9 protein-coding genes are annotated in these 13,876 nt (G+C 44.5%); 4 read left to right on the forward strand and 5 right to left on the reverse strand.

The genetic code is table 11. From position 1 onward, the window contains the following. Positions 1–76: 76 nt before the first annotated feature. Both LMJ53_RS05970 and LMJ53_RS05975 read right to left on the reverse strand, forming a co-directional pair. Positions 77–1,282, reverse strand: a complete 1,206-nt coding sequence (locus LMJ53_RS05970; protein WP_229585256.1) for an AGE family epimerase/isomerase — start codon at positions 1,280–1,282, stop codon at positions 77–79. A gap of 93 nt (positions 1,283–1,375) precedes the next feature. After that, on the reverse strand, positions 1,376–2,674 hold the full coding sequence (locus LMJ53_RS05975) for an MGH1-like glycoside hydrolase domain-containing protein (protein ID WP_229585257.1): 1,299 nt from the start codon (positions 2,672–2,674) through the stop codon (positions 1,376–1,378). Positions 2,675–2,847: 173 nt separating this feature from the next. Between LMJ53_RS05975 and LMJ53_RS05980 the strand changes: the two genes are divergently transcribed. From LMJ53_RS05980 to LMJ53_RS05995, 4 genes are all read left to right on the forward strand, one after another. Then, the gene (locus LMJ53_RS05980) at positions 2,848–5,313 is read left to right on the forward strand and encodes a TonB-dependent receptor (RefSeq protein ID WP_229585258.1); all 2,466 of its coding nucleotides are present in this window, start codon (positions 2,848–2,850) and stop codon (positions 5,311–5,313) included. A gap of 131 nt (positions 5,314–5,444) precedes the next feature. Further along, a complete protein-coding gene (locus tag LMJ53_RS05985) occupies positions 5,445–7,022 on the forward strand; it encodes a sodium:solute symporter (RefSeq protein ID WP_229585259.1) in 1,578 nt (525 codons plus the stop codon). A gap of 11 nt (positions 7,023–7,033) precedes the next feature. Further along, positions 7,034–8,281: a glycerate kinase type-2 family protein gene (locus LMJ53_RS05990; protein WP_229585260.1), complete on the forward strand. Its 1,248-nt coding sequence runs from the start codon at positions 7,034–7,036 to the stop codon at positions 8,279–8,281. Between the two features lie 74 nt (positions 8,282–8,355). Next, complete coding sequence (locus LMJ53_RS05995) at positions 8,356–9,513, forward strand: ROK family transcriptional regulator (RefSeq protein ID WP_229585261.1); 1,158 nt, start codon at positions 8,356–8,358, stop codon at positions 9,511–9,513. A 15-nt stretch (positions 9,514–9,528) separates the two neighbouring features. Here the strand turns inward: LMJ53_RS05995 and LMJ53_RS06000 are convergent, their stop codons facing one another. Genes LMJ53_RS06000 through ppk1 form a run of 3 tightly spaced genes read right to left on the reverse strand, consistent with a single transcriptional unit; the run spans position 9,529 to position 13,810 of the window. Then, complete coding sequence (locus tag LMJ53_RS06000; protein WP_229585262.1) at positions 9,529–10,128, reverse strand: DNA-3-methyladenine glycosylase I; 600 nt, start codon at positions 10,126–10,128, stop codon at positions 9,529–9,531. Further along, entirely contained in the window at positions 10,128–11,681 is a 1,554-nt protein-coding gene (locus tag LMJ53_RS06005) for an exopolyphosphatase (RefSeq protein ID WP_229585263.1), read from the reverse strand. The genes LMJ53_RS06000 and LMJ53_RS06005 overlap by 1 nt, the downstream gene beginning before the upstream one ends. After that, positions 11,678–13,810 carry a polyphosphate kinase 1 gene (gene ppk1 / locus LMJ53_RS06010; protein WP_229585264.1) on the reverse strand — a complete coding sequence of 711 codons (2,133 nt, stop codon included), beginning with the start codon at positions 13,808–13,810 and terminating at the stop codon, positions 11,678–11,680. The genes LMJ53_RS06005 and ppk1 overlap by 4 nt, the downstream gene beginning before the upstream one ends. Between the last annotated feature and the right edge of the window lie 66 nt (positions 13,811–13,876).

Raw genomic sequence — 13,876 nt, forward strand, 5'->3', positions numbered from 1 at the left:
TTTTGTGTTTTAGGCGATGTTAAGATGACTAAGGCCGCTGTCGAGGGCTTTACACCCTTTATTTCAAGCACACGGGCTAAATGCTACCCAGTTGTAAAATATCGAAACAAGCCCCCATAGTGTGGTAGTCCGTTTTGCCAAGCGGGCTTTTTTTATCATCAACTTTTTGGTTGTCTGCGGTTAAGATCCTAAACCAAGCCCCATATTTATGGTCAATCATATGTTGCCAGCTATAACGCCATAATTCTTGGTACCAGTTTTGATATGTTGGGTTACCTGAAGCGTTAAACAGATAAGCGGCACAACAGAGACTTTCAGCTTGAACCCAGAAATATTTGTCATCATCGCAAATGCTGTGATCAGGCGCAAAACCATAAAAACAGCCGCCATGTTGTTTATCCCAAGCAATGTCTATGCTTTGATTAAAGAGTATTTCTGCTCTCGCTAGCAACCAATCGGCTGGGCGATGCCGTGCTATAAATAACAGCAATTTTGCCCATTCCGTTTGATGACCGGGTTGAAACCCCCACGGGCGGAATAAATGTTTTGGGTCGTCTTTATTGTAATTAAGATCGACGTTCCAATTGGTATCATAGTGCTCCCAAATCAGGCCATTCATCATGGATGCTTGGCGGTTGACCATGGTGTCAGCTAATAACAATGCCCGATCGAGATAATGGTTTTCCTTGGTCGCTTCAAACGCGGCGATAAGCGCTTCACAACTGTGCATGTTGGCATTTTGACCACGGTAAGGATCGCAAACACTAAAGTCCGCATTAAATTGATCTTTATATAAACTGGCCTTTGTATCCCAGAAGTGTTGTTCCATGCAGGCAAACGTTTCGGCTAAGTACTCTTTTGCGGCTAGCACGCCAGCTCTGAACGCCCAGCTATAAGCCAACATAACAAAGGCAAAGCCATAACAATGATTAGTATCATCAAGGATTTGAATGTGTCCTGCTTCGTCGACTTTCAGTAACCAAGCATACCCCCGTGTTTTAGGATTAAAATGAGCGTTACGTAGAAATTCGATACCTGACTTTACTCTTTGTAGGTATTTTTCGTCTTTAAACAGTAAATAGGCGCGTGCATAGTTGAACACAAAGCGGGTTGAACTGACGAGATGTCGGCTTTCTTTGTCAAATACGCTGCCGTCATCAGCAAAGTTTTGATAGAAACCACCATGGGGAGCATCAATGTTGGGCTCATAAAAAGCCAGCGTATCTGCGATATGCTGGGTTAGAAAGGCCTTACTATTAAAATCAGGAAAAGTCGGTCTCATAACAAGCTCCTAAGGGGCGAGTACACAATGTGTGAAGCAAGGCAGCAGCAAAGCGGCTGCCACGAAAACAAGTCTTAAGTTACTTTTCGCTATTTACAGTAACCAATGCATCGCGATTGCTGCGGTCCAAGAGAAATCTTTACCACCACAACCGGCACCCGTTTCTGGATTAAAGTATTCATAAAAACCAGCGAGTTTTATCAGCTCTCGGCTATCGTTTTGAATCGATTTGGCGGTATCTTGATATCCCGACTCTTCTAAACCTAAGGCAATCATCCAGTTAATATGCAGCCAAATCGGTCCACGCCAGTAGCGTTGTGGTTCGTAGCAGCTTGCGCTTGGGTGCGTTGAGGCCAGGCTGAATTGACTGGCTTGTAGCCATTCAATGCTGGTTTTGTTTAAGCTGGTTTTTTGTGTTGCAGAGGCGAAACCCGCATATAAGCTGAGTAAGCCAGCCGAGGTTTTTACTGCGACAAGCTGATTGGTCAACACATTGCGGCTATAAAAATAGTGGTCTTTCTCACACCACAAAGCACTGATGGCTTGTTGCGTGACTTCCATTCGCTTGGCAATATACTCAGTGCGCTCGTCTTGCATTTGCAGCATTTCACTCATAATGAGTAAATCTTTGCTGGCGCGATGCAAAATCGCGATGATGCCAATATCATTCATCTTGTACGGACATTGTGCAAAGATGCGTTTGCTATCAAATTGATGCTGTTTGAAAAAGTCTACCAAATACAAGAAACGGTCATATTCGCTTTTATGTGGGCGCTGCGCGGAATCAACGTGTTTAGTATCGCGCCGCTCATAAGACCAGGTTACGCATGGCACTGCCTGTAAAGCATCATCCCAAGCCGGGCTATTATCCATGCCTGATTCCCATGGGTGATAAGTCACCACCAAGCCGGTTTCTTCCGGATCACGTTGCTGATACCACCATAGATGGTAATCGACTAATTTATTGAATAATGTCGTCGCTTTTTCTCGCGCAAAATGCGGGTCTTTGGCTTGTTCAAGCATGATTTTCATCACGCTTCCTACCACGGGGGGTTGCGAAATAGACGTGCTTTTGATGGGTTTGTCTGCCCCCCAAACTACGGGGCCTGGAAAATAACTGTCAGAATCTTTATGAAATAAAATGTGTGGCACCATGCCATCAGGCCATTGCCCGGAAAACAATATTTCCAATTCTTGCCAAGCTCGTTGTTCATCAAATTGCATCCAACCTAAGGCTGTAATAGCAGAATCCCAATTCCATTGAAAAGGATATAGGCCATGCGTCGGTACGGTATAACCGCCTAAATCATTATTTATTAATGTCTTTTCGGCTAATGCTCGCAAGTTTTGTTGTTGTGGTGATGTGCTTGCTGTCCAATCACTATTAGTCATTATGGGTGTTCCTTTAAGTTTATCGGCTAATAATTGAATGGTATATCACCCAAAATGGGTTGTAAACGGTTTTTTTTTGTGCTTTACTCAGCCCATGACAGGTTACAACAACAAAGTTATTCCGCATGTCGAGAATGACACCATAATTTTAATAACAGGATGGAGAAACCGCTGTGAAGAAAACAACAATCGCATCTATTATTTCCTTGTGTTTGGTACCAAACGCCTTCGCTGTTGAAGACGGGACAACCATTGAAAAAGCAAAAAATCAGCCTGAAGTGGAGCGAATTATCATTTCTGGTACTAGCCGTGGACGTATTATGTCCGACACACCGCAATCGGTATCGGCTATTGGCGAATTTGAGCTTGGCAAGCTTACATCAAGTAGCCAAGCAGATGTTTTACGCTATATACCTGGCATTAAAGTAGAAGGTGGTGGTGGCGAAGTTGCGACAAACTTACAAGTGCGCGGTTTACCATCGTCTGGTCAATTTCAATTTACGCCTTTGATGTATGATGGCTCGCCAAGCTTTAGTACCTTTGGTTTGAATTCATCTGCCTTTGATGTCTATTATCGAAATGATTTGGGTATTGAGCGGGTAGAGTTTGTTCGAGGTGGCGTATCAAATTTATTTGGTGCGGGTTCGGTAGCTGGGGTTATTAACTATATTTCTAAAGTGGGTGGCGATGTAGCACAAAGTAGTGTGCAACTGGAAATGGCCGATCAAGGGCGTACCCGTCTTGATTTCGCGACCAGTGGCCCGTTAAACAATGATGGTTTATCTTATGCCCTATCAGGTTTTTATCGCTATGATGATGGCCCACTCGACACCGGCTTACCGACTAAAGGCACGCAGTTACGAGGCAATATTCATAAAGCTTTCACTGATGGTTCTGGCTCTTTTACGATATATGGCCAATATATTGATGATCAGGCACAATTTTATTTACCGATCCCACTGGATGGCCAGAATTTATCACGGCTTGTAGGCAACGATGGTAAAGAAGTGGAATCGCTACAAACGGCTTATGCGTCTAGTATGTCTTACATGACGGCTGATGGTCGTTACGAATCGCCTATTAGCGAAGGTGCCGTGACCAAAGGGAGTTCGGTTTCCTTTGCATTTGATAAAGAGTTAACAACAGACCTTGCGTTTAATATGCGTGGTAAATATGCAAAGTATCAGCACCAATTTAATTTGTTTCTTGATGGCGATGGTATTGTCAATGTCCCTGAAACACAGTCACAATTTTTAGCCAATCGGGGTTTAGGCTTACCTGCCAATGCCAGCTTTACCTTTGTCGACTCCGGTCAGGTATTACCCGCTGATTATTTATTGTTTGCCAACCGTATTTTAGATCGTGACCGACCCGCAGAAGATCTTTCTACTGAGCTAAATTTAGTAAAAAGTCTGTTTATTGGCGATTTTAGTCACAATATAACCCTAGGTTCCTTCTTTTCTCATTCTGAAGCCGATGATGACAGTGTGATTACGACCTATCTGGGCGAATTTAACAATGTGCCTCGTTTAGTCGATGTCCGTTATACCGATGTCGATGGCAGCCAAAGTGGTAGTGCTGGTACCTTGATGAGCTATACCCAAAACGGCGTCAGCGGCCCAGGTATTTCCTATACTAATCAAACTATAAACGCGACACGGCGTGCGGTATATATTGCTGACCAAATGGAAAGTGACAAATGGATTCTTGACTTAGGTATTCGTTGGGAAACCATTGATGGCACCATTAATCGTGAAGGTAGCCAAGTAGTACAACTCAGCGACAATCCCTTACTCGCTCCAAACCTAAGAGTGAATACCACGGGTAATGGAAAAATCACCTATGGTGAAGTGTCCACCTCAGATTTTGCGGTATCTGCAGCGGCGTTATATCGTTTAACGGATCAACTTAATGTTTATGCAAATGCTTCACGTGGTTTTTTCTTCCCTGAAATTCGTGGTATTCAATTTAGCAGCCTAGGCAAGCCAGCTAAATATGAAGGGGAGGTGATTGAACAAGCTGAATTAGGTATTAAGTTTTTCAATAATGACTTTATTGGTAGCGTGGCCTTGTTCCGAACCGATCTGAAAGATCGCCGCAGCGTTGATTTTGTCAATGATGGTCAAGGTGGGGTGTTAGAGTTGCCTGTATTACAGTCAACTAAAGCCACCGGTGTTGAATTGACCGGCCGTTATAAATTAACTGATAGTTGGTCTGTTGATGCTAATTTAACTTATACCGATCATGAGTTTACTCAATATGACTCTGATCCAACTATTATCGGTAACGAATTACGGCGTAAGCCCAAGCTGATGTTGAATACCGCCGTGAGTTATCAAGCGGATAATTGGGATGCGTCTTTTTATCATAGTTACACCGGTGATAATTATGCTAATGATGCAAACTCTGTGCAATTAGACGCATTTCATCTGTTCAGAGTAGATGTCGGCCATAGTTGGGCGTTATCGAATGATCAGAAGATTCGATTAAGTGTGGGAGTATTTAACTTATTTGATTCAGATGGTGTTACGGAAGGATCACCGCGACTGGGTAACAATCAAAGCTCGGATAATCCCTTCTTTGTTGGCCGTCCGATTTTACCAAGACGAGTCACATTACGCCTGAAGTACGATTTCTAATCAGCAAATCCAAGTGTCATCAACCAGTGGCCATGCTTTATCGTGACAACGTGACGAATATGGCCTACTGACTTCTAATATTAAGGCATTCAAGTGAAGCGCCTTACTGTGCTGGCGGCATAAGTAATATTATGAATATATTAGACTTTTCAATTATCGTGTTGTACTTATCAGCCTTGTTGGTTTTAGGCTTTATGTTGCGCTCACAAAACAGTAAAAGTGAGTATTTTTTAGGCGGGAAAACGTTAGGTTGGAAGCCGCTATCGCTATCTGTGATGGCGACGCAGTTGTCGGCAATCAGTTTTGTTTCTGCCCCCGCTTTTGTGGGATTACGGGAAGGCGGTGGATTACAGTGGTTGTCTTATGAACTGGGTGTGCCACTGGCCATGATCGTGATTCTCGCCACTGTGTTACCCGCTTTATATCGCAGCGGTGTAGTCAGTATTTATGATTTCCTGGAGCTACGCTTCGGCCGTTCTACCCGCGTGCTAATTAGCATTGTATTTCAGTTTAGCCGTGCATTTGCAACCGGCATTATGATTTATGCCGTGTCGATTATTTTGCAAGGCACTATGGGCATAGCCGCTTGGCAAGCTGTGGTGCTGACGGGGGTGATTACGGTGTTATATTCACTGCAAGGTGGGATGAAAGCCGTGGTCTACGGTGACGCAATCCAGATGGTCATCATTGTCGCAGGTACCATAGCTTGCATCGGTTTTGGTTTGTACTATCTAGGTGGTATTCATGCCTTTGTTGAGCAAGTCGATCCAAGTCGTTTACAAGCAATTAAATTTGATTCTTACGGTTTAAGTGGCGATGGCTTTGGTTTTTTACCGATGATTTTTGGCGGTGTAGTGTTGTATGCCTCTTATTATGGTTGTGATCAAACTCAGGCACAGCGAGCATTAGCGGCAAAGAATCCAGAACATTTGCGTTATATGGTGCTGGCAAATGGTGTGATCCGTTTCCCTATTACTTTACTGTATTGTTTCTCGGGCTTAATTGTGGGCACGTTAGCGCTCAGTGACGCCAGTTTCCTCGCGCAAATTCCGGCAGATAATCCAGATTGGATGATGCCTGTTTTCATTCTTAATTATTTACCTCATGGCTTAATTGGTTTGCTAGTGGTCGCAATTTTAGCCGCGGCGATGTCATCACTGAGCTCCGCTATTAACTCTTTGGCCGCAGTCAGTTTAGAAGACTATTGCCGAATCGCGAACAAAGAACTCGATCAAGAACGTTACTTGTCATTGGCTAAGTATTTAGGATTGGCTTGGGGGGGCGTCACACTGCTGTTTTCATTGTATGCCGGTAATATTGCTCCAACAGTGATTGAAGCAATTAATAAAGTGGGCTCTTTATTTTATGGGCCGATCTTAGCTGTGTTTTTATTAGCAGTATTACACAAGAAAAGTCGTGCTTTGCATGTCAATCTCGGTTTGGTTGCCGGTGTATTGTGTAATTTATTGGTGTTGTTATTGCTACCTAATGTGTTTTGGTTTTGGTGGAACTTTATTGGTTTTAGCGTGGCGGTGGTGGTGGCCATGTTCACTAGTCAACTTTTTAACGTTAATAGCGAGCAGCGATCTCTTGAACCCACAACAGGCCTTGTTGAACAGTCGATTCTAACTCGCCGTGATCTCATTGTTCTGTTAGGCATGTTCGCCATTATGGTTGGCATTTGCTTAACTATTCCTTACTTATTTTAAAGGGCTTCATCATGGAAAATACCAAGCCATTTCTACAGCAATTGTTTTCGGAAGCGGTGTCAGCGTGTAAACCAGCGGCATGTTTGCCTCGATATTTACATCAGGTAGAAGCGAAACATGGTGTTTGTGTGATAGGGGCGGGTAAAGCCGCGGCTGAGATGGCGGCAGTAGTACACCAATATTTTGGTGATGCTTGCTTTGGCGCTGTTGTCACTCGTTATGGTTATGAGCAGGTGGGTGATACAGGGCGGATCCGCGTATTAACCGCCAGCCATCCAACCCCAGATGAGAATAGTTTGCTTGCGGCAAAAACGTTGTTGCAGTTGGTCAAAGACAATCCGCCACATATCCCGATCTTATTTTTAATTTCGGGCGGTGGTTCGTCATTGATGTCTTTGCCGGTTGAAGCGGTATCATTTGCGCAAAAACAGCAACTCAATCGATTTTTGTTACGCAGTGGTGCCAACGTGGCTGAAATTAATACCGTTCGAAAACAACTTTCTCAAATTAAAGGCGGTAAGCTAGCTAAGGCGGCCGTTGCACCGCACCTATCATTGATCATTTCTGATGTCGTAGGCGACAATCCTGCCGATATTGCTTCTGGTCCTACGATTAGTGATGGTAAGTCAAAAGCGGATGCTTTAGCAATTTTAGAAAAATACCATTGGCCTGTGTTACCTGAAGTTGCCGCATTTTTAAAGCAGCCAGACGTTTCAGACAACGACAATTCAGCATCTGCTGCACATTACAGCATAGTGGCGAATGCCCAAACAGCGATTGATGCTGCCATAGCAAAGGCTCAACAAGCTGGTTGGCGATGTGAAGTGCTAGGCTATGATTTACAAGGTGAAGCAAGCAGTGTTGCCAAGCAACATGCAAAATTGGCGTTGGGCTATCAACAGCGTGCAGAGCGTGTGTTGTTATTTTCGGGTGGTGAGCTAACGGTAACCGTATCGGGAGAAGCGGGACATGGGGGGCCCAACCAAGAATATTTATTGGCTTTGGCGCAAGCCTTAAACGCCGCACCTGGGATCAGTGCGTTAGCCTGTGATACTGATGGGGTTGATGGCAGTCAAGATGTCGCGGGGGCCTTTATCGATGCGCAAACATTACAACGAGCCGCTGCAGCGAAGCTTGACCTGCAAACTGAGTTGAACGCGCATAACAGTTATCATTTTTTTCATACAATAGGAGACCTGATTATTACGGGGCCAACTAATACTAATGTGAACGATTTTCGGGTAATTATGATCGAATAGTCAGCCGCAGAAGGTGTTGTTCTTTCTGTTCTATTAACGTAATCTGCAGCAGAAAGTTACCAGAGCCATAAACGATGATGTCGATATTTAACAGTCAGTTATTACGTCCAGGTTTTACCCTTGGTAAAGGCCAAAAGCTGTTTCAGGATATTGAGCGAGAAATTATCAGGGCCGTGTTTTGGGAAAAGTGTGTCACACAAAGCCAATTGGTGACGATGACAAAAATCCCTCAACAAACCGTTTCTAGGTTACTGAAAGCATTAATGCAAAGCGGTGTGTTATTACAAACCGCTGAGCTATTACCTAATCCAAAAGGCAAGCCAGGAGCCGGGATTAAAGTCAACCCGGCTTTTGCTTATACTCTTGGCCTTTCAATATTATTTGATGCGATCAGTGTCGCTGTGATGGATTTCGCCGGGAATGTGATTCACAGCGAGTTAGTTGAAATGTCTGATATGAGCATCCCCTCAGTGCTTAAAACGGCCGAGCAACTTATTAAGCAAATCAGCACGCGTTTTGCGATTGATCCCGATCGCGTATTGGGTATGGGCGTGGGGATATCGGGTTTCTTTAGTTCGATGGATGGAAAAATGAACACCCACCATACCCTAGAGGAATGGGCTCAAATTGATATTGTGCAGATTGTTTCAAAGCATTTTCAGTTGCCAACGTGGTTAGTGAATGATGCTACGGGGGCGGCAGCAGGTGAAGGTGTTGCGGGTATCGGTAGGCAATACAAAAACTTTGTTTATTTATTTGTCTCTTCCGCTTTTGGTGGTGGCATCGTCAATAATTCAGAAGTGCTTAGAGGCACTTATGGTAATGCTGGTGAACTGGGCGATATGTTGCCGCCCAAATTATATGCTCACCCCAATCTAGAGCTGTTAAAACGGATCCTGAAGAAGCATGGGGTCAATATTCCCTCAATTTATAAATTGAATGAAGATTTTGATGTTGATTGGCCAGGTGTTGAAGAATGGCTATTCAAAGTACAAGATTCGTTTGATTTAGTCGCAACCTGCTGTTCGGCACTGTTGGATGCTGAAGCCATTATTATTGGCGGCCATATTCCTAAAAGCTTAGCGCAAAAAGTCATTTCGAGAATTGATGTCTATGCTCAATTTCGTCGAGGCGCTAAACGCCCTTTACCACAGATAGTGGTGTCAGGTATTGACCACAATCCCGTCTCTATTGGTGCGGCAACCTTACCGCTGCGAGAAGTGTGTTTGTAATGATCTATTTGATATTTACGAATCAGAAGTAAATGAAAGCTGCGGGTAGCGGTCAATAATTTGCTGGCGCCGAAAACAGGTCGCACTATGGTCATTGACCATGCCACAGGCTTGCATATGCGCATAGATGATAGTCGAACCAATAAACTTAAAGCCGCGGCGTTTTAAATCAGCACTAAAGGCGTCTGATTCGGGGCTACGTGCTGCATAGTCAGCTAATTGCCGTGGTTCATTAACGATGGGTTGATGGCCAACAAAGGCCCACTGGTAAGCACTAAAGCTGCCGAACTCGCGTTGCACTTCTAAAAACCGAGCGGCATTGTTAATCGTGGCGCGAATTTTTAATTGGTTGCGAATAATACCGGCATTTTGTAGCAAGGCTTGAACCTGTGTCTCATCAAACGCCGCCACCTTTGCCGCATCAAAATCAGCAAAGGCTTGGCGATAATTATCACGTTTTTTAAGTATGGTGTACCAACTCAAACCCGCTTGCGCTGCTTCTAGCGTTAAAAATTCAAACAGTTTTGTATCATCAAACAGCGGCACGCCCCATTCAGTATCATGGTAGGCCACATAATCAGGCTTACTGATATCTAACCATGGGCAACGACACATTAGCTGCTGCTCTCTACCAGCAATTGGTTCGATAACTCTGTTAAACTTGGGATATCTAATTTAAAGGCGATTTTCTTTAAGATTTTTTGTTCTTGTAGTAAATCAGCGGCCAACACGTTTTGTGGCTGCAACCAAGACAAGGGTAAATCTAATTTTATGCTTTGCGCCCCAGCCTCAACCACTAAAGTCGGTAGAAAATCATCTCGGCGCTTTTGATTAAGTAATACGGCTAAGCGCAAGATAATTAATAAGTTAATCACTTTTGATAATTCAAATAAGCTAAAGTAAGGCAGTTCGTCAGCGCGGATTTTTCGACGATGAAAGCGCACTAAACAGGCTAATAAATTCTGCTGTTCTTGGTTAAAACCGGGCAAGTTGGCGTTTTGCAAAATGTAGGCAGAGTGTTTTTGTACCCCTGACGAGTTAATGTGCAAACCAATCTCTGCTACGGTTGCGGCAAAGCTGAGTAACAGCGCATCTTCTTCATTCAGTTGCCAACTGTCTTTTACCTGTGCTACTAAGGCTAAAGCGGTGCTGCGAACACGCTGTGCTTGCGCCTGATCGATGTCGTAGCGCTGCACTAGGCTTTGCATGGTTTGTTCACGTATATCTAAATGCTGCATCCGATCGCTCATTTCATAGAGCACCCCTTCGCGTAGGGCTGCATCAACGTAAACCAGTTGTTCAATATGTAACATCTGAAAAGCCGCAATCAAAATACTCAGCGCAGAGCATAACAGCAGTTTGCGATCATCGGTTAAACCGGGTAAATCCAAGTCTTGGCAGTTTTCAAACTTTAACAGGTAATCACGCAGTTGCAGTAAGTGCGATAACTCTAGCGCATTTGTACTCCAGCCAAAGCCAACCACGATATCGCGAATGGTTTTGACCGAACCCGAAGTACCCACCGCTTGTTGCCAACCCACGGTGCGAAAACTGTTAACGATAGGTTCGAGTTCTTGCTCGGCTTGCACAATGGCGCGATTAAAACGGCGGCTGCTAATTTTACCTTGCGGGAATAAAGTTTTACCGTAGCTGACGCAGCCCATATTGCGGCTACTTAAACGCAGCGGATGCTCGGCCTCACCTAAGGCAAACTCGGTACTGCCACCACCAATATCAATCACTAAGCGACGGCCACTAAAGTGTTCAAAATGTGCCACCCCTTGGTAGATAAAACGCGCTTCTTCTTGCCCTGAAATGACTTCAATCGGGAACGGGAACAAGGTTTTGGCACGACGTAAAAATGTGGCAGAGTTTTTCGCGCGGCGTAGTGTGTAAGTTGCAATCACGCGCACCGATTGCGGGGCAAAAGGTTGCAGCGTATCCGCAAATTGGCGCAGCACATTTAAACCGCGCTCAATTGCATCTTCACTTAGCACCAAATCATCACTTAAGCCTTCAGCCAATTGCACCTTTTGCTTTTCGCGATGCAGTAATTGGATGTCACCTTTTACAATACGGGCAATAACCATATGAAAACTGTTAGAGCCTAAATCGACGGCGGCTATATAGGGCGCTTGGCCTTGTTCTTGTTCAGTTGTTGTTGTCAATGCTCGGAATCAACCTGTTGGATTAGCTGTTGGGCCTGTGCCGCAAACATGTCATAGATATTCTGTTGCGAACGAATATTACGCTTGTTACCGCGTTTAACATAGGTGTTGGTTTGTTTTGCGTCAATAGTGCGGGCTTTGACGTTATCACGCCATTGCATATCTAATGTGGCGATAACGGTTTGTTTAATTTTAGCATCAAACAGTGGCACGCCCACTTCAACGCGTTGATCAATATTGCGGGTCATCCAGTCGGCTGAAGAAATATAGACATCGGTATCCCCGCCATTATGAAACACATACACGCGGGCATGCTCTAAAAACCGATCTAAAATACTGATGATCTTGATATTCTGGCTCATACCGGGTACGCCCGGGACTAATGAACACATACCCCGAATAATCATGCGAATTTTCACACCGGCTTGGCTGGCGCGATACAGTAATTGCACAATTTCTTCATCGACCAAGTTATTGGCTTTAAGAAAGATCTCGGATTTGCGACCACTGATGGCGAAATCAATCTCGCGTTGGATCAGCAACATCAGCTTGGGACGACTCCACGTGGGTGACACAATAAGATGTTTAAATTGGAACGGGCGATACGAATATTGAATAAACTCGAAGACCTGTTCAATTTCCGCTGTAATTTCCGGATGACAGGTAAATAAGCTCATATCGGTATAGATACGGGCCGTTTTCTCATTAAAATTACCGGTGCCGATATGACCATAGCGCACGGCTTTGCCTTTTTCTTGGCGGGTAATTAAACAGATCTTGGAGTGGATCTTCAGCGTGGTTTGCCCAAAAATCACTTCAATACCCGACTCGGTCATGCGCCGCGCCCAGTTGATATTATTTTCTTCATCAAAGCGGGCTTTTAATTCCACCACCACTGTGACTTTTTTGCCGTTACGCACCGCATCTAACAGCGAGTGGATCACCCGAGAATGCTTGGCAACTCGGTACATAGTGATTTTAATATGGCTTACCTTGGGGTCGAACGAGGCCTGTCGTACCCACTCGGTAAAATAACCAAAGCTGTGGTAGGGGTAGTACAGCAAAATATCGCCATTTTTAATGGCATCAAAGGTGGTGGGGTGCTGCTCAAAATCGACGCTGGGTAGCGGCGGTAGCGGCGGAAACTCCATGCTTTGATGGCCTAAATTGGGAAAACCAATAAAATCTTTAAAATTGCGGTAACGGCTACCGGCAATCAACGCATCCGCGGAGCTTGTGCCTAATTGTTTGGTCAGCACTTTAAGCATTTGCTCTGGCATGGCTGCGTCATATACCAAACGTGTGGGCTCAGACTTTAAGCGTTGCCGGATCCCCTTGGACATTTTATCAATCAGGCTTTGATCAAGGGTGTCACTGATATTGTATTCGGCATCGCGGGTCAGTTTCAGTGAAAAAGCGCAGATGTGCTCAAACTCAAAAAAGCCTTGAAATAAATCGGCAATACAATGATTGATGATATCGTCTAATAACAAAATTTGCCGGCGATAATGGCCGTTCTTTTTGCGAGTATTGAGATGTAAGGGTAATTCAGTAAAGCGTGATACTTCAGCGGTAGGCACTTGCACGATGGCGTATTCAGGCTTGTTCTGACCGGTCATTTCAACCAATAAGTAGGTGGTGTTATCTTCTAAAATCTTACTTAACGAGGCATCAGCGCTGGATAGAATAATCGGTGAAATGTGTTTTTTCACTTCGCTATTAAAATAGCTACGCACCCAGCCAGACTGTAATTCGGTGAGCTTGCTGTCATCGATTAACTCGATATTGTGTTTGCGCAGTTCTAGCTGAATATCTAAGTAGATTTTGTTGAATTGTTTACCCAGATCTAACACCCGATTTTGAATTTCGCTCAGCAATTGCTCTGCGTCTTCGTGCTCCCACGTTTGGTATTTTTTTAAGAGGATGCGCCGTTTCACATCGGCCACACGCACCCGAAAAAATTCGTCAAGGTTATTAGAGTAAATACCTAAAAAGCGTAATCGCTCAATCGGTGGGTTTCGGGTGTCGGCGGCTTCTTGCAACACCCGGCCGTTAAATGCCAGCCAGCTTAACTCTCGTGCATAAAGCGGATAATCTTCCGTTTTCGCTGGGAGGATGGTTTGTTCCATTGGGTTTTGCTCCTGCTTACTTCCTGCAAAGCACACTATGTCAGTTTAATGACAGCACGATGACAT

Source organism: Rheinheimera sp. UJ51 (assembly GCF_020819615.1).
Taxonomy (GTDB): domain Bacteria; phylum Pseudomonadota; class Gammaproteobacteria; order Enterobacterales; family Alteromonadaceae; genus Alishewanella; species Alishewanella maricola.